The sequence below is a fragment of the Corynebacterium sp. S7 genome (assembly GCF_054401105.1).
In genome coordinates this window covers 2,656,116-2,671,816 of sequence record NZ_CM136760.1, presented here as the reverse complement: position 1 = coordinate 2,671,816, position 15,701 = coordinate 2,656,116, and the positions used below count along the sequence as shown (strand labels likewise).

General features: G+C 57.3%; 14 protein-coding genes and 1 tRNA gene. 10 read left to right on the top strand and 5 right to left on the bottom strand.

Translation table 11 applies throughout. From position 1 onward, the window contains the following. The first annotated feature begins 128 nt into the window (after window positions 1-128). Genes ACXZ66_RS12660 through ACXZ66_RS12640 form a run of 5 tightly spaced genes read left to right on the top strand, consistent with a single transcriptional unit; the run spans window position 129 to window position 4,992 of the window. Entirely contained in the window at window positions 129-1,280 is a 1,152-nt protein-coding gene (locus ACXZ66_RS12660; RefSeq protein ID WP_458749224.1) for an ABC transporter substrate-binding protein, read from the top strand. A 3-nt stretch (window positions 1,281-1,283) separates the two neighbouring features. After that, window positions 1,284-2,192: an ABC transporter permease gene (locus ACXZ66_RS12655; RefSeq protein ID WP_458749223.1), complete on the top strand. Its 909-nt coding sequence runs from the start codon at window positions 1,284-1,286 to the stop codon at window positions 2,190-2,192. Beyond that, on the top strand, window positions 2,177-3,028 hold the full coding sequence (locus tag ACXZ66_RS12650) for an ABC transporter permease (protein ID WP_458749222.1): 852 nt from the start codon (window positions 2,177-2,179) through the stop codon (window positions 3,026-3,028). Before ACXZ66_RS12655 ends, ACXZ66_RS12650 begins: the two co-directional genes overlap by 16 nt. Before the next feature lie 18 nt (window positions 3,029-3,046). Beyond that, entirely contained in the window at window positions 3,047-4,150 is a 1,104-nt protein-coding gene (locus tag ACXZ66_RS12645; RefSeq protein WP_458749220.1) for an ABC transporter ATP-binding protein, read from the top strand. Further along, complete coding sequence (locus ACXZ66_RS12640) at window positions 4,147-4,992, top strand: alkaline phosphatase family protein (RefSeq protein WP_458749218.1); 846 nt, start codon at window positions 4,147-4,149, stop codon at window positions 4,990-4,992. The genes ACXZ66_RS12645 and ACXZ66_RS12640 overlap by 4 nt, the downstream gene beginning before the upstream one ends. Before the next feature lie 242 nt (window positions 4,993-5,234). Here the strand turns inward: ACXZ66_RS12640 and ACXZ66_RS12635 are convergent. Then, window positions 5,235-5,308, bottom strand: a tRNA-Gly gene (locus ACXZ66_RS12635). Between the two features lie 72 nt (window positions 5,309-5,380). Here ACXZ66_RS12635 and dcd point away from each other — a divergent pair. Then, window positions 5,381-5,947, top strand: coding sequence for a dCTP deaminase (gene dcd, locus ACXZ66_RS12630; RefSeq protein WP_458749216.1), 567 nt, complete (start codon window positions 5,381-5,383; stop codon window positions 5,945-5,947). Between the two features lie 6 nt (window positions 5,948-5,953). Here dcd and ACXZ66_RS12625 read toward each other — a convergent pair whose 3' ends face one another. Next, the gene (locus tag ACXZ66_RS12625) at window positions 5,954-6,151 is read right to left on the bottom strand and encodes a DUF2798 domain-containing protein (protein WP_458749215.1); all 198 of its coding nucleotides are present in this window, start codon (window positions 6,149-6,151) and stop codon (window positions 5,954-5,956) included. 224 nt (window positions 6,152-6,375) lie between these two features. Here ACXZ66_RS12625 and ACXZ66_RS12620 point away from each other — a divergent pair, with 224 nt between their 5' ends. The 4 genes from ACXZ66_RS12620 to ACXZ66_RS12605 all read left to right on the top strand — a co-directional run bounded on the left by ACXZ66_RS12620 (window position 6,376) and on the right by ACXZ66_RS12605 (window position 10,573). Further along, on the top strand, window positions 6,376-7,680 hold the full coding sequence (locus tag ACXZ66_RS12620; RefSeq protein WP_458749214.1) for an aminotransferase class III-fold pyridoxal phosphate-dependent enzyme: 1,305 nt from the start codon (window positions 6,376-6,378) through the stop codon (window positions 7,678-7,680). Window positions 7,681-7,722: 42 nt separating this feature from the next. After that, the gene (locus ACXZ66_RS12615; protein WP_458749213.1) at window positions 7,723-8,805 is read left to right on the top strand and encodes an NAD(P)-binding domain-containing protein; all 1,083 of its coding nucleotides are present in this window, start codon (window positions 7,723-7,725) and stop codon (window positions 8,803-8,805) included. Window positions 8,806-8,894: 89 nt separating this feature from the next. Beyond that, entirely contained in the window at window positions 8,895-10,205 is a 1,311-nt protein-coding gene (locus ACXZ66_RS12610) for a UDP-glucose dehydrogenase family protein (protein ID WP_458749211.1), read from the top strand. Between the two features lie 17 nt (window positions 10,206-10,222). Beyond that, on the top strand, window positions 10,223-10,573 hold the full coding sequence (locus ACXZ66_RS12605) for a hypothetical protein (protein WP_458749209.1): 351 nt from the start codon (window positions 10,223-10,225) through the stop codon (window positions 10,571-10,573). Between the two features lie 10 nt (window positions 10,574-10,583). Here ACXZ66_RS12605 and ACXZ66_RS12600 read toward each other — a convergent pair whose 3' ends face one another. From ACXZ66_RS12600 to ACXZ66_RS12590, 3 genes are all read right to left on the bottom strand, one after another. Further along, window positions 10,584-11,897: a pyridoxal phosphate-dependent aminotransferase gene (locus tag ACXZ66_RS12600; protein ID WP_458749207.1), complete on the bottom strand. Its 1,314-nt coding sequence runs from the start codon at window positions 11,895-11,897 to the stop codon at window positions 10,584-10,586. A 46-nt stretch (window positions 11,898-11,943) separates the two neighbouring features. Then, on the bottom strand, window positions 11,944-12,597 hold the full coding sequence (locus tag ACXZ66_RS12595; protein WP_458749205.1) for a DUF1707 SHOCT-like domain-containing protein: 654 nt from the start codon (window positions 12,595-12,597) through the stop codon (window positions 11,944-11,946). 319 nt (window positions 12,598-12,916) lie between these two features. After that, on the bottom strand, window positions 12,917-15,694 hold the full coding sequence (locus tag ACXZ66_RS12590) for a (Fe-S)-binding protein (protein ID WP_458749204.1): 2,778 nt from the start codon (window positions 15,692-15,694) through the stop codon (window positions 12,917-12,919). Window positions 15,695-15,701: the final 7 nt, after the last annotated feature.

Genomic DNA, 15,701 nt, shown 5'->3' with positions numbered 1-15,701 from the left:
GCGTAAATGTATATGTCAACGTTTTGCTGCTGTTCACTTAATAATAATCTGAAGGATTTCTGAGAGGGATAATCTTGCGGCTTGAGATGAAGCGCCGGCTTCATCGGAAAAGCTGAGAAAGGAATCTCATGTTGGTTTCCGCATTCAAGAAAAACCGCCCGTCGATCGTTCGTTCCGTTGCTGTTGGCGCAGCTGCGCTGATGATGTCCGCAAGCCTTGTTGCTTGTGGCTCCGGCAGCGGCGGTGCAACTGATGCTTCCGCTATTGGTGGCAACCTCGATGAAATTGCAACCAAGGCAAAGGAAGAGGGCGAAGTTCGCCTGATTGCCTACCCAGAAACTTGGGCAAACTACAAGGGTCACTTTGCTGAGTTCGAGAACAAGTACGGCGTCAAGGTTGTCGTGGACTCTCCAGACGCATCTTCTGCGGAGGAGCTCCAGGCAGTGCAGAACCTGAAGGGCCAGGACACTCAGCCAGACGTTCTTGATATCGGCTACTCCTTCACCAACCCAGCTATCCAGCAGGGTCTTGTTGAGCCATACAAGCCTTCCAACTGGGACTCCATTCCAGACAACCTGAAGGATCCTGAAGGCAACTGGGTCGGCGCATACTACGGCGTTGTTTCCATCGGTGTGAACAAGGATCTCGTTCAGGACGTTCCAACCTCCTTCCAGGATCTGCTTGATCCTAAGTACAAGGGTCAGATCGCAATCCCAGGTGACCCACGTAAGGGCGCATCCTCCATCGCGGCAGTGTTCGCGGCATCGCTCGCTAATGGTGGCAGCCTGGATGACATCCAGCCAGGCATTGACTTCTTTGCACAGCTGGCTGACAGTGGCAACCTCACCACCGTGTCTGATGCAGCATCTGGCATGACCACCGGTGAAGCAGCAATCATCTTCGACTGGAACTACAACTGGCTCGGCCGTGAAGAGCAGCTGAAGAAGGATGGCGTGAACTTCGAGTACACCGTTCTGGAAGATGGCGTATTCGGTAACTACTACGCACAGCCAGCTACCATCGGCTCGCCACATCCTAACGCTGCTCGCCTTTGGGTCGACTGGCTGACCTCTGATGAAGGCTCCGAGCAGTACGCACTCGGCGGCGCTATCCCTGCACGCTTCACTGAGCTGGCTGCAGCTGGCAAGCTTTCCGACGAAGCACTGGCTTCTCTTCCAGATCCAGCAATCGTCGAGAAGGTAAAGCTGCCTTCCGCAGAGCAGGGCGACGCAGCTAACCAGGTCATCGCTACCCAGTGGGCAGAGAAGGTTAAGTACTAAATCATGTCTGTTGCTCATCCTGCATCCCAGGAGAAGCAAACAGAAAAGAAGAAGCGACTTTCCTGGTCAAACCTGAGTGCTGGGTCGTGGCTGGGATCGTTGCCTTTCTTCCTCTTTGTTGCTGCATTCCTGATTTTCCCGATCATTGCAAACGTCATTACCGCGTTTACGGCACCAAGTGGTGGCTTCTCGTTTTCCACCATGGCTCAGGCAATGAACAGTGCACACCGCCCAGCGTTCGTCCTTACAACTGAGCTTTCCCTCATCACTGCAACTATCGGTGCTGTCGTTGGTTTGATCCTCGCGTGGGCACTGCAGAACGGCCGTAAGCCAGCGTGGCTCAATTCTTTGGTCAACAGTTTTTCCGCTTTGGCTTCCCAGTCTGGTGGCGTGAGCTTGGCTTACGGATTCATCGCGCTGCTCGGTGTCCAAGGTATTCTCACAGTCTTCCTGAACCGTGTCTTCCCAGGTTTCCTTGGTGATTTCTCGATCACTGGTTTCTCCGGTGTGGCCTTGGTATACCTCTATTTCCAGATTCCACTGATGGCAATTTTGATGCTGCCTGCAATGGGCGGAATCAAGAGTCAGTGGCAGGAAGCGGCCTCGTCGTTAGGCGCAACGCGCTGGCAGTACATGCGTGACGTTGTCTTCCCTGTCCTGTGGCCGTCGATCATTGGTTCTTTCCTGCTGCTGTTCGCTAACGCCTTCGCTGCATACGCAACGGCCTACGCCCTCGCGGGCGGTTCCTTGAACCTAGTTCCGATCTTGATTGGCTTCTACATCAGCGGCAACGTGCTGCTCAACCCAGGCCTCGCGGCTGCACTGGTGACCTGGATGATGGTCATCATCCTCGTTGCCATGGGTATCCGTTTCTATCTGACTAGGAAGAGTGACGCATGGCTGAACAACTAGCAGTCAAAGAAACTCCCATTGCACCTCCAAAGGCAGCACCGGTGGCGAAAAAGTCCCGGGGCCTCGCTTCCTCCGGTGATTACAACTGGGGCTCGATTGCGATCCTCGTTGTTTCGATGATCGGCCTGCTCGTTCCTTGGTTGGCTGCGGCAGCATATGGTTTCTCTCGTCCAGGTCAGCCCTTCACTTTTGGGCCACTGGTTGAAGTTCTCTCTACTGCAGGTGCTGGCCGCTCGATCGTCAATACGCTCTTGCTCACTGCTGCAACGACCGTGTTGATGCTCGTGCTTCTGGTTCCAACCATCGTGTTCTTGAACATGAAGGCACCACAGCTTGCGAAGGTCGCCGAAGTTCTGTCGATCCTTCCGATGGTGGTGCCCGCCGTTGCACTTGTCTCTGGCGTATCCGAGCTCTACCGAGCTTTGATCCCGGGATTCCTCACCTCGATGTGGTCGCTGGTTCCGCTGTACGTGATCATCGTGATGCCGCTGTGCTACCGCGCCATCGACGCAGGCGTGAAGTCGCTCGATCTGCAAACCATGTTTGCCGCCTCGTCCTCCCTTGGGGCAAGTACCTGGACCACCCTGATCCAGGTCATCCTGCCAAACCTGCGCGTGGGCATGCTTTCTGCAGCACTGCTGTGCATCTCCGGAGTTTTTGGCGAGTTCGCAATGGCATCGCTGTTGCTGCACGACACCTTCCCTGTATATATGGTGCAGGTTTCTTCGAGCTCTCCGAAGGGCGTTGCGGCTCTGTCCTTCATTGTCACCATCATTACGTGGCTGTTGCTTGTCTCAATCTCCGCACTCGCAAATGCCGGTAATAAGCGGAAGTAAGGAAGAACGGAAAAATTCATGAATCAACCACACGTTGACCTTCGAAATATTGTTAAGACTTATGGTCCAGTCACAGTGCTGGATAATCTCAATCTCTACATCGACCAGGGTGAGCTCGTCGCGCTGCTCGGTCCTTCGGGTTCCGGTAAGTCCACCTGCCTGCGTATTCTTGCTGGCCTTGAAATGGCAGATTCCGGCGAGGTCCTGATTGCGGGCAACGATGTTGCAAGCAAGCCGACCCGCGAGCGCAACATGGGCATCGTTTTCCAGTCCTACTCCCTGTTCCCACACCTTTCGGCCACCGATAACGTGGCATACGGCTTGAAGATCCGCGGTCGCGATTCCGCTGGTCGCAAGAAGCGCGCACAAGAGCTTCTCGAAATGGTTGGCCTCGAAGACCACATGGACAAGTTCCCGAATCAGATGTCGGGTGGCCAGCAGCAGCGCGTTGCGCTTGCTCGCGCTTTGGCGATTGAGCCAGAGGTTTTGCTTCTCGACGAGCCACTGTCTGCACTTGACGCCAAGGTTCGTGTTCAGCTGCGCGACGAAATCCGCCGTATCCAGCAGTCCGAGGGCATCGCAACCCTGATGGTGACTCACGATCAGGAAGAGGCGATCACCATGGCCGATCGCGTCGGCGTTATGTATGAGGGTCGCATCGAGCAGATCGGTAGCCCAAGCGAGCTGTACCTGCACCCACAGTCGCCGTTCATTTCCCAGTTCGTGGGTGTTGCGAACCGCGTCGTCGGCAAGGTCCAAGGCAAGAAGCTGCACGTGCTTGATACCGACTTGGACATTGTCAACCACTCCTCCACAATCGCACAGGAGCCGGTCGCGACTGCTCTGATTCGTCCTGAGCAGCTCATCATGACTCGTGACGAGAACGGCATGTACACCGTGACCGACCACCTCCTGCGCGGCATGTTTACCTCTGTCGTGGTGGAAGGCTCGCTGGGCAAGGGTCATCTTCGCGTTGACCTTCCTTCCCGTGAAGCTCAGGAATACCGCGTCGGCGATCGCGTGTCTTTGCGGATTTCTCGCCCAGACACCGTGATCGATGCTGCGAATGACGATGAACTTGAAACGATGAGTCGCCTCGAAGCGGCCTGGGCTGCGAAATGAATTCATTCCTGAGGAATGCTTCTACGCAGCAGCAGGAGCAGCCCTCGAAACGACACCTAGTCATGATCGGCATCGATGGCTGCAGGTGGGACATCGTTGCTGAGGAGGGTGTGGGCGAAAATCTTACCAAGCTCTCCCGGCAGGGCAGTTGGCACAAAATGACCATGGAAGTCCCAACGATTTCTGCGCCGGGATGGGGCTCCATCCTGACGGGGTCGACCCATGCCGATCACGGCTTGCGGGACAACTCCCTGGTTGGCGGACGGACTTGGAATTACCCGGACTTTTTGTCCCTGGCCTTCTATGAGGACCAGCGGACTCGCACGTTTGCGGCTGCCGGCTGGCCAGTTCTTGTCGATCCGAACGGGCTGGGTCCGATCATCCATCCTCGGATGGAGCAGCAGTATGCGGGTTTGCACAACGTGATCGTGCGCGACGGTGAAACGTATGGGTACCAAAAGGCCGATGCGGAAGTCGCGGATATCGCGCTTGCAAAACTACGGTTCGGGCAAGGCTTCGACGCCGGTTTCGTGTATTTCTGCGATGTCGACGATGCCGGCCATGTCTATGGTCTGCAAGGCGACCCTTATAGGAACGCCATTCGTCGCGTAGATCAGCATGTAAACGACCTGGTCACTGCTATAAGTGCGCGTGACGACGAGGAGTGGTTGGTAGTCATCACCACCGATCATGGACATCGCGATGAAGGCGGACACGGCGGTGACTCTGCCCGTGAACGTGAATCTTGGGTTGTCACCTGGTCGACCGATGGGTTTATCCCTAGCTGGCCGGACGAGATCCTCCCACACGAGCTTGCTCGCATGGCTCTTGCTGCGCGCTAAACCCGCAACACATTAAAAGGTGCACTTTGCAAGATATTACCATTATCTGACCTGGGCTTTTAAATTTCGTGGTGCGTTAGGTACAGGCTCGGACCTGCGTGGCGGACCTAACGTCGGCCGAAAACTAAAACCGCAGGTCGCTAGAAGGTAATATCTTGCGAAGTGCACCTATTTAAAGATTGAAATAAAAAAGTCTCGCCACATCAGGGAAACGATGTGGCGAGATTTTATATTGGAGCTATTGGAGCCGGCGACGAGAATCGAACTCGCACTCTCAGCTTGGGAAGCTGATGTTCTACCACTAAACTACGCCGGCAATGCTAAAGAAGTTTAGCACTGCCGGTGCCCTCACATAAATTCGCCCACGTCCTGCCGTAGAGTAGACACTGTGATTTTGTCTGACCATGATATCCGCGACGCTATCGACGCAGGCCACCTCGGCATCGAACCGTATGACCCACAGCTGGTGCAGCCGTCAAGTGTTGATGTCCGGATGGATAAGTATTTCCGAGTGTTCAACAACTCCCGCTACACCCACATTGATCCGAAGGTGGAGATGGAGGACCTGACCACACTGGTTGAGGTCCCAGAGGGTGAAGCCTTTGTCTTGCACCCCGGGGAGTTCGTTTTGGCCTCGACGTTAGAGAAATTCACCTTGCCAGCCGATCTTGCTGGTCGTCTGGAAGGTAAGAGCTCTCTTGGGCGTCTTGGCCTGCTGACTCACTCCACCGCTGGGTTCATTGACCCGGGCTTTAGCGGTTACATCACGCTCGAGTTATCCAACGTGGCAAATCTGCCAATTACCCTGTGGCCGGGGATGAAAGTGGGGCAGCTCGCGCTGTTTAAGATGTCCTCGCCCGCCGAAGTTCCTTATGGCACCGGAGCGCTTGGTTCCAAGTACCAGGGGCAACGCGGTCCGACCCCATCGAAGGCATACCTGAATTTCCGGGATTAGCAGGGGCTAGTTTGCGGCCGCAGGCGCTTGTTCTTCCTTCGTGCGGGATCCGCCGTGGGAGCCGAGCACCACGCCGGCGAGCTTTGTCGAGGTAGGCCATGCGAACATCGTGATGATGAACGCGATCGGCCACGCGACAATGATGGACACTGGCCAGCTGCGGAGCCATTCCATGGAGAATCCGCCGCCCAGGATGAGACCCATTCCTGATCAAAGGCACTGACGTGGCGCCTCGGGTTCGTTCATCGCATGAATGCGGTGCGACTGCATCTCGAAAAGGGTCGAGGGCTGGAATAACCACACCAGCCGTGATCTTTGAAGAAGCACTTTGGCAACCGTATTTCTTCAAAATATCTAGAGAAATTGGCGAGCAAATCAGATAGGCTACGGCCATAATCAGCCCACCTGAATTAAAGAAGGCAGTATATATGGACGACAATGTGTTTTACTCTTGGTCAGCCCAGGATCTGATTAATCCAGTTGAGATCGTGTCTGCTGAAGGCGTGCGCTTCACGGACTCGGAGGGCAAGGAGTATCTGGATTTCGCCTCCCAGTTGGTCAACACCAACCTTGGTCATCAGCATCCAAAGTTGGTGCAGGCGATTAAGGATCAGGCTGACGTTCTTACTACTGTCCAGCCAGCGTTTAAGAATTCCACTCGCAGCGAGCTTGCTCGTCGCATTGTAGAGGCAGCCCCTGGAGACAACTTCAAGTCGGTGTTTTTCACCAATGGCGGTGCGGAAGCGACCGAAAATGCTATTCGTATGGCTCGGAGCTACACCGGTCGTCGTAAAGTTCTTTCTGCTTACCGCTCCTACCATGGCTCGACCGCGACTGCGATCGCTGTCACGGGCGATCCTCGCCGCTGGAAGAACGAGCCGACCGACACCTCTGTAGTCCGCTTCTTCGGCCCCTTCGAGTATCGCTCGGCGTTCTGGGCGCAGAGCGAGGAAGTGGAGTGCGCGCGTGCACTCGAGCACTTGGAACAGACCATTATTCTGGAGGGCTCCGAGACGATTGCGGCGCTGATTCTGGAATCGGTGGTGGGCAGCGCAGGTGTGATTGTGCCGCCGGAGGGCTACCTGCAGGGTGTGCGCGAGCTGTGCGATAAGTACGGCATCGTCTACATTGCCGACGAGGTCATGGTTGGATTCGGCCGGACCGGCGCAATGTTTGCCGTGGACAACTGGGGCGTTGTGCCTGACCTGATTACTTTTGCGAAGGGTGTGAACTCGGGTTATGTGCCGCTGGGTGGCGTGATTATCTCTGAGGAGATTGCCAATACGTGGTCGAAGACTGCGTATCACGGTGGGCTGACGTACTCGGGTCACCCGCTGGCGTGTGCCCCTGGCGTGGCTACTTTCGAAGTCTTCGAGGAGGAGAACATCCTGGAGCGCACCCGCGATCTGGGCGAGCGCGTGGTCAAGCCTCGTCTGGAACAATGGCGTGAAAAGTACAACGTGGTGGGCAACGTGCGCGGTATTGGGCTGTTCTGGGCTGTTGAGTTTGTGAAGGACTCGGCGACTCGTGAGCCGCTGATCCCGTTCAATGCGTCCGGTGAGGCAGCTGCTCCGATGGCTCCGTTTGGCAAGACCGTGAAGGAACATGGCGTGTGGCCGCTGGTGAGCGGAAACCGTATTCACATTGCGCCGCCGCTGATCATTTCTGAGGAGGATTTGAACACGGGTCTCGATGCAATTGAGGCGGGTATTGTCGCGCTCGAGGGTAAGTAATAGGTAAGGAATAGGGCCTGCATACTTTATGTTTCAATAAATATGGAGGCCCTTCAATCACTCGTCATCGGTGCTGGTCAGGCGGGACTGTCTAGTTCCTATCACCTGCAGCGCCTAGGTATTAGTCACGTCGTGCTCGACGCCAACGCCGGGCCTGGTGGTGCATGGCAGCACCGCTGGGACTCGCTAACAATGAATGATGTCCACGATGTCGCCGATCTGCCTGGAGCAATTGCCCCGAAATCCTCGAGCGCGCGTGCCAATGAGGTCGTACCTGCCTGGTACGGAGCATACGAGCACAAGCATTACTTACCGATTATCCGCCCAGTAGATGTTGACGCCGTGGAAGATCTAGACGGGATGCTTCTAGTTCGCGCCGGTGATCGGCAATGGGTCACGCAGACCTTGATCAATGCGACCGGAACCTGGCGCAGACCCTTTATTCCCTATTATCCGGGCCAAGAGACATTTCACGGCGAGCAAATACACACCGCGGACTACCCCGGACGAGGGCACTTCCGAGGCAAGCGAGTCGTCGTCGTTGGTGCGGGGGCTTCGGCAACGCAGTTTATCGGTGAGATTGCCACTCTCAGTGACGTAGTGTGGGTGACTCGTCGTCCCCCGCGTCGCGCGAATGGTGAATTCACAGGTCGCAGTTTGATTGCGCGCGTGCAAGAAAGCGTCCTTGAAGGCCGGGTGCCACGAAGATCGTCGGAATACTCGGGCATTCACTTGCGGGCGCAGGAAATGGCAGCGGCTGCCACCGGTATCTATGAGCGTCGTCGCCCGATGTTTAGCTCGATTGAGGCCGATGGTGTGAGGTGGGCCGATGGCTCCTTTGAGCCGGTGGACATCATTTTGTGGGCCACGGGATTTCGCCACGATGTCGGTCACTTGGCGCCTTTGAAACTCAAAAGCGAGTATGGCGGAATCCAACTTTTGCCCGGAAACCACGATGTGCAAACAACGGTTACTAGCGCCGTTGATCCGCGGATCCAGTTCGTCGGATACGGCCCCTCGGCAAGTACCATCGGTGGGAACCGCGCCGGGCGGGCCGCGGCTGTGGCGGTGCGGGACTACCTAAAGGTATCCGCTGACTTTGGTAGTTCAATGGTCGTACAATAGGTCGGCTCTGCGCAGCTCAGACGTGTCCTTGCGCATATCTCTTTGCGCTGCCAAGTTGCGGGGAATGGGTGATAATGAGGGGTATGCGTATGACCGTTATTGGCACTGGATACCTCGGCGCAACCCATGCCGCTTGTATGGCTGAACTTGGCCACGAAGTCTTGGGCGTGGACGTCGATGAAGCAAAGATTGAGCAACTTGCAGCGGGCAAAGTTCCGTTCTATGAGCCAGGGCTTCCCGAGATCCTTCAGAAGAACCTCACCGCTGGTCGCCTCGGTTTCACCACTGACTATCAGCAGGCCGCCGAGTTCGCCAATGTGCACTTCCTCGGCGTAGGCACCCCGCAGAAGAGCGACTCGTATGCTGCGGATACCTCCTATGTTTTCGCTGCGGTCGAGTCGCTCGTTCCGCTGCTCAAGGGCGAACATGTGATCTTGGGAAAGTCGACAGTTCCGATCGGCACGGCTGAAGCATTACAAAAGCGTGCCGACGAGCTCTCGGCTCCCGGTACCTCTGTGGAAATCGCTTGGAACCCTGAATTCCTGCGCGAGGGCTACGCAGTCCAGGATACGATTACGCCCGACCGTATTGTGATCGGTGAGCGTGAGGGGTCTGGTGCCAGCGAGATCGCTCGCGAAGTGTATGCCAAGGCTATTGCAGCAGATACACCATTTTTGGTCACTGACCTGGCTACGGCCGAGCTAGTCAAGGTCTCCGCGAATGCGTTCTTGGCCACGAAGATTTCCTTCATTAACGCCGTCGCCGAGGTCTGTGAGAACACCGGCGCCGATGTCACCCAAGTCGCCGATGCCATTGGCTACGATGAACGCATTGGCCGCAAGTTCCTGGGGGCAGGCCTTGGCTTCGGCGGTGGCTGCTTGCCCAAGGATATCCGTGCGTTCATGGCTCGTGCCGGAGAAATCGGCGCTGACCAGGCATTAACCTTCCTGCGTGAGGTGGATGCGATTAACATGCGCCGTCGCACACGCATGGTGGAGCTTGCTCAGGACGTTCTCGGTGGAGTCCTTGGCCGCCGCATCACGGTTCTCGGCGCTGCCTTCAAGCCGAATTCGGATGACGTGCGTGACTCGCCAGCGCTGTCCGTTGCTGGTCAGCTCAGTTTGTCAGGTGCAGCGGTGCGCGTCTATGACCCAGAAGCGATGGAGAACGCGGCAAAGGTTTTCCCCACCCTCGAATATTCCGAGTCGCTCGACGAGGCACTCAAAGGTGCCGAGTTAGTCATTCTGGCCACTGAGTGGCAACAGTTCCGTCAGATGGATCCTGTCCACGTCGGTGAGCTGGTGAAAGAGAAGCAGATCATCGATGGCCGCAATGTTCTTGACGTGAAGGCGTGGCAGGGTGCGGGATGGGAGATGCGTGCGCTTGGTCGCAATCTCTAGGCGCTAGGATAGACACCATGAGTGTTGGACGCGCCTTCGTTGCTTTTGATCTGGATCAAGTTCCGCACGACGATATCCAGGATTTTCTGTATTGGTTTGACCAGGCAGCCGAATTCGACGACGACTCGAACTCCACCACCCAAGAGCTCACCACTTGGTATGAAACCTTGTATACGCAGTACTCGCCAAGCCCGGGCTGGGATGGAACGAAGTACTTTGTGGCGAAGGATTTCGTCTGGGCGCGCATCAACGTTCCTGGGGCAGAACAAACCGCCCGGTCGCTCGCCCATGATCTTGGTGCCGGCTTTTATGTCAGCGGCGACATGAAGATTCAGGTCGAGCTACCGGACGGGTCAATCGTCGAGTAGCGAAAAACGCTTACTGCCTGTAGCTGGACAGGAAGTTGCCGATGCGCTCGATCGCGTTTTCCAGCTGCGATGCCCATGGCAGCGTGACAATGCGGAAGTGATCCGGGGTAGGCCAGTTGAATCCGGTACCTTGGACCATCAAGATTTTCTCGGAGCGCAGGATGTCGAGCATGAGCTTGGCATCGTCGTGGATTTCGTGGACGTTCGGGTCCAGCTTCGGGAACGCGTAGAGTGCGCCCATTGGTTTGACCACGGAAACGCCCGGAATCTCGTTGAGCTTCTCCACCGCAACATCGCGTTGCTTGCGCAAGCGACCGTGCTCATTGGTGAGATCGTAGATGGACTGATACCCTCCCAAAGCTACCTGAATAGCATGCTGACCAGGCACGTTAGCGCACAGGCGGGTGCCGGCGAGCAGCTCAAGGCCCTCGATGAAGCCCTTTGCATACTCCTTCGGGCCGGTGAGAACCAGCCAACCAGCGCGGTAACCTGCCACGCGGTAAGCCTTGGACAGGCCGTTGAAGGTCACGGTGAAAACATCCGGTGCGACCTCAGCCATGGAGATGTGCTTCGCATCGTCGTAAAGAATCCGGTCATAGATCTCGTCAGAGAGGATCATCAGATCGTTCTCGCGCGCGATATCTGCAATTCCCTCGAGGATTTCCCGCGAGTACACGGCACCCGTTGGGTTGTTCGGGTTGATCACCACGATTGCCTTGGTCTTGTCGGTGACCTTAGCGCGGATATCCTCCAGCGAAGGGTTCCACCCATTTTCCTCATCGGCCATGTAGTGCACCGGGGTACCACCAGACAGAGAGACCGAAGCTGTCCACAGTGGGTAGTCCGGCGCAGGAATCAGCACTTCGTCGCCGTTGTTGAGCAGCGCCTGGGTGACCATGGAGATCAACTCGGAGACGCCGTTGCCCAGGTACACATCGTCGATATCGAAGCGCGGGAAATCGTCGATAAGTTCGTATCGCGTCACCACCGCACGCCGAGCTGGGATAATGCCCTTCGACGTGGAGTAGCCCTGCGAGGTAGGCAGGTTGGCGATCATGTCGCGCATGATCACGTCGGGCGCATCGAAACCGAAGACGGCCGGGTTACCCGTGTTGAGCTTGAGAATGGTGTGGCCATCGAGCTCCATGCGCTCGGCCTCAGCCGTGACTTCGCCGCGAATGTCGTAGGCGACACCGTGCAGCTTGTCAGATTCCGCAAAGACACGGCGCGCTTTACGACGAGGCGCCGCCGCCTTCTTCTTCGAAGGCTTTTCTTGCTGGGTCTGTTCTTTGGGCTCTTGGGGTGTCTCTTCCGACTTACTCATGGCGGTAATTCTGCCACTTTCGTGTCGTGTTTACTACTTTCTGTGGCTACTTCTTGTCTGTGTCTTTGTCTGTGTCTTTGTCTGGGTCTTTCTTGCCTGGGTCGCTTAACCGGTTCAGGGCGCGTTGCGCGATTCCCATTGCATCTCCGGTGATCATTTCGAGCTGCTCTTTGCGCTCGGCTTTGCGCTGAGCCGATTCGAGAGCCTTGGCCGATTGAATCTCACGGAAGCGCTGGCGCTCGAGTTGGCGAGGACTTGGCACATACCAAGATTTGGGGCCCACCTTCATTACGTATAGAAGGATAAACACCGTCGGGATAATCAATAAGGCCACCGCGCTGAGACCGCCGAAACCTGCACTACCTGCAAGGATTGTCAGAGCTAGTGAGGCAACTGTGGATAGCCCCATGACTCCTGCGCGGGTTTTCTGCCCGCGCTTGTGGGTCTCTTCGATTTCATTGGCTGAATATGTGGCTACCTCGGCGGAATTTCCCGCAGCTGGTGTCTGCGGAATGTCCTTAAATAGAGGTACAAGGTCGCCGCGGGTTTCGGCTTCGACCACTCCGGTAATGCGGTCATCGTACTCAACCATGCTCAACCGTCCCTCGGCCAAAGCACGGCCAAGCGCGGACATGGCGTCGGCGCGCTCGTTATCGCTAAGTCGCATTTGCGGGTTGCTTGGGCGGAAAGATTGATTCACAGTTTTGATTATAGCCCTGTCAAGTTTAGAGCCCGCTTGTATCAATTCGGGTTCGGTTTGGATTCCGTTCGCGTTCAGCTTGGCTTTGTTGTGGGTTCGCTGTGTGGGTTTTTTGGGTTGTTCTTGTGGTCGAAAACGGGCCGAAGCAGGCGAAAAAGGTGCACTTTGCAAGATATTACCTTTAAATGACCTGGGCTTTTAGATTTCGTAGTGCGTTAGGTCCAAAGGCTGGGTGCCGGATGCTCGAAAACCGGACCTAACGCACTGCGAAATTTAAAACCGCAGGTCGCAGAAAACAAAGTCCTGCGAAGTGCACCTTTTAGCTCTGATCTTCGTTCTCGTCCTCGCTAGGCGGAGGTGGTACCGGAGTTGATGCGGCTGGTGGTGGAGTTGGCACGCTAGGCGCGGGTGGAACGCCTGGCACGTTTGGTGCGCTCGGGGTGTTCGTGACTGGTGGGGCCGGAGGTATAGGGGCGGCAGGTGCAGCTGGGGCACTAGGTGCCGCGGGAGCTGCCGGGGCACTAGGCACGGGCGGGGTAGGAGCAGCTGGAATGCTTGTCGACGAGGGTGCTGCCGGAGGGGTCGGCGCAGCTGGGGCGGCCGGGACTGCAGGGGTGGCAGGCGCAGCTGGAACAGAAGCTGCTGGTGGGGGCGCTGGTGCGCTAGGCGCCGCGGGAGCTGCAGGTGCTGCGGGTTTACTAGGCGCAGGCGGGGTTGGAGCGGCAGGGGTGCTTGTCGACGAGGGTGCTGCCGGAGGGGTCGGCGCAGCTGGGGCGGCCGGGACTGCAGGGGCGGTCGGCGCAGCTGGAACAGAAGCTGCTGGTGGGGCCGCTGATGCGCTAGGCAACGGCGCAGCTGGAGCAGCTGGTGCGCTAGGTGCCGCAGGTGCAGAAGGTGCCGCGGGAGCCGCAGGAGTCGCAGGTGCAGCTGGAGCCGATGGAGCAGACGGCGTGGCCGTGGAAGAAGGGGCGGGAGCGTCGTCGTGAAGTGGCTTTTGCTTGCGTGGTGTCAAGGTTAACGTGGTGCGCGACGGGCTGACGAAGGACTTGTCCGCGGGGGCGGGGAGAGCGCCGTCGACGAGAACTGAGTCGCGGAGCATGACCGCGACGTCCTTGACCTTGGCCTCCGAATTGAGAGCCTTGACGCCTCCGCCGAACATGTTGTTGCAGAACGGGCAGCCGGTGGCGATCTCTTCGGCGCCTGTGTTTAGGGCTTGCTCGGTGCGGAACTCGTTGACGCGCTGGCCGATGTTTTCTTCCATGAACATGCGGGCACCGCCGGCTCCGCAGCAGAAGGCCTCGTCGCGGTTGTGGTCCATCTCGTTGAGCTGGACGCCGGTGGATTCGAGGAGCTCGCGGGGTGGATCGAAAACCTTGTTGTGGCGACCGAGGAAGCAAGGATCGTGGTAGGTGATCGGCTTGCGATTCTCAGGTCCGCGTGGAACGGGGACGACGCGCTTGTCCCGGACCAGGCGGTTGAGCAACTGGGTGTGGTGGAAGACGTCGAAGTGGCCGTCGAAGTCCGGGTACTCATTGCGGATGGTGTTGAAGCAGTGCGGACACGTGGTGATGATCTTGCGCTGACCTTCGGGAACGCCCTCGAAGACCTCGTTGAGCGTGTCCACGTTCTTGGTGGCCTGCATCTGAAATAGGTACTCGTTGCCAGCGCGGCGAGCGGGGTCGCCGGTGCAGGACTCGCCGGTGGAGAGCACGCCGTACTTCACTCCCGCGGTTTCTAGCAGATCGACGACCGCGCGGGTGGTGCGCTTGCCTGCCTCGTCGTAGGCGCCTGCGCAACCAACCCAGAACAGGTACTCGGTGTCTGAGAAATCCTGGAGATCCTCGCCAACAATGGGGACCTCAAGGCCGTCGTGGCGGGCTTCCTCGACCCAGCTGGCGCGCTCGGAGTTATTGCGGCCCCAGGGGTTGCCTTTGGTTTCAATATTCTTAAACAGGCTGGTCAGCTCGGAAGGGAACTCGGATTCGGCCAGCACCTTGAAGCGGCGCAGGTCTGTGATGTGGTCGAGGTGCTCGATATCGGTGGGGCACTGATCCACGCAGGCGCCACAGTTGGTGCAGGACCACAACACGTCCGGGTCGATTTCGTTGGCCAGGGCGAGTACGTCCACGCCGGCATGGGAATCGTAGGAATCCAGCGCGGTATCGCGGATGTCCATCATCAGCTTTTTGGGGCTCAGCGGCTTGCCGGTGTTCCATGCGGGGCAGAGTTCCTGGCAGCGACCGCACTCGGTACACGCCGTGGAATCCAGCAGCATCTTCCAGCTGCCGGGAGCGACTGCCTCCTCGATGTCCTCGGCATTGTCCAGGTCAGGAGTAAGAACTTTGCCCAGGGCCTTTTCCCCGGAGGGGTTGCGCTGGAGGAAGATGTTGAAAAATGCGGTGAAGCGGTGCCAGGCCACGCCCCACTTCAGATTGCGCGCAACGAGGACCAAGAAGGCCATGCCGCCGAGCAATTTAATCAGGGCAAACGAGCTGACCATCACCTCGGAAGCTGGCAGCAGTTTAGCAATGTGAATGGACAAGAAATCCGCCCACAGCGAGCCCCCGCCGTAAGTAGCGATCTTGCCTGCCTTGACCATGAGCATGCCAAAACCTTCGATGAACACAATGGCTTCGATAGCCCGCGCCGCGCCCATCTGGGAGTTGTAGAAACGGCTACCGCGCTCCGTGGCACCCAGCTTTAGGCGCACGCCGATGAGGAACAAAATGCCCACAACTGTGCCCACGGCCAAGACTTCTTCGAGGAAGTGATAGACAGGCCAGGTGGACAAAAATGGCCAACCACCTGCAGGATTAAAGGTCTGAATATAGGCCTCGAACCAGACCACCACGCCGAAGAGGAAGCCCACCATAACAATCCAGTGCGCGGCATTAACTAGGGGTTTGCCCTTGAAATGTGAATGGCCGAAAACCTCTGCAATAACTCGCCACAAACGCTGGCCGATGTGGTCGGTGCGCTCTCCCAGAGTTGGCCCGCCCGAGGCCACGAAACGCACGACGCCGATTGCGCGGTAGATGAAATAGGCCCACACGGGGACAGACAAGATGATGCCAATCCAGCCCAAGACGGTGGTCATTCACAGT

Excerpts from the sequence above, each read along its gene's own strand:
- ACXZ66_RS12660 (WP_458749224.1), top strand. The coding sequence starts at position 129 with ATGTTGGTTTCCGCATTCAAGAAAAACCGCCCGTCGATCGTTCGTTCC.
- ACXZ66_RS12655 (WP_458749223.1), top strand. The coding sequence starts at position 1,284 with ATGTCTGTTGCTCATCCTGCATCCCAGGAGAAGCAAACAGAAAAGAAG.
- ACXZ66_RS12650 (WP_458749222.1), top strand. The coding sequence starts at position 2,177 with ATGGCTGAACAACTAGCAGTCAAAGAAACTCCCATTGCACCTCCAAAG.
- ACXZ66_RS12645 (WP_458749220.1), top strand. The coding sequence starts at position 3,047 with ATGAATCAACCACACGTTGACCTTCGAAATATTGTTAAGACTTATGGT.
- ACXZ66_RS12640 (WP_458749218.1), top strand. The coding sequence starts at position 4,147 with ATGAATTCATTCCTGAGGAATGCTTCTACGCAGCAGCAGGAGCAGCCC.
- ACXZ66_RS12625 (WP_458749215.1), bottom strand. The coding sequence starts at position 6,151 with ATGGGTCTCATCCTGGGCGGCGGATTCTCCATGGAATGGCTCCGCAGC.
- ACXZ66_RS12620 (WP_458749214.1), top strand. The coding sequence starts at position 6,376 with ATGGACGACAATGTGTTTTACTCTTGGTCAGCCCAGGATCTGATTAAT.
- ACXZ66_RS12615 (WP_458749213.1), top strand. The coding sequence starts at position 7,723 with ATGGAGGCCCTTCAATCACTCGTCATCGGTGCTGGTCAGGCGGGACTG.
- ACXZ66_RS12610 (WP_458749211.1), top strand. The coding sequence starts at position 8,895 with ATGACCGTTATTGGCACTGGATACCTCGGCGCAACCCATGCCGCTTGT.
- ACXZ66_RS12605 (WP_458749209.1), top strand. The coding sequence starts at position 10,223 with ATGAGTGTTGGACGCGCCTTCGTTGCTTTTGATCTGGATCAAGTTCCG.
- ACXZ66_RS12600 (WP_458749207.1), bottom strand. The coding sequence starts at position 11,897 with ATGAGTAAGTCGGAAGAGACACCCCAAGAGCCCAAAGAACAGACCCAG.
- ACXZ66_RS12590 (WP_458749204.1), bottom strand. The coding sequence starts at position 15,694 with ATGACCACCGTCTTGGGCTGGATTGGCATCATCTTGTCTGTCCCCGTG.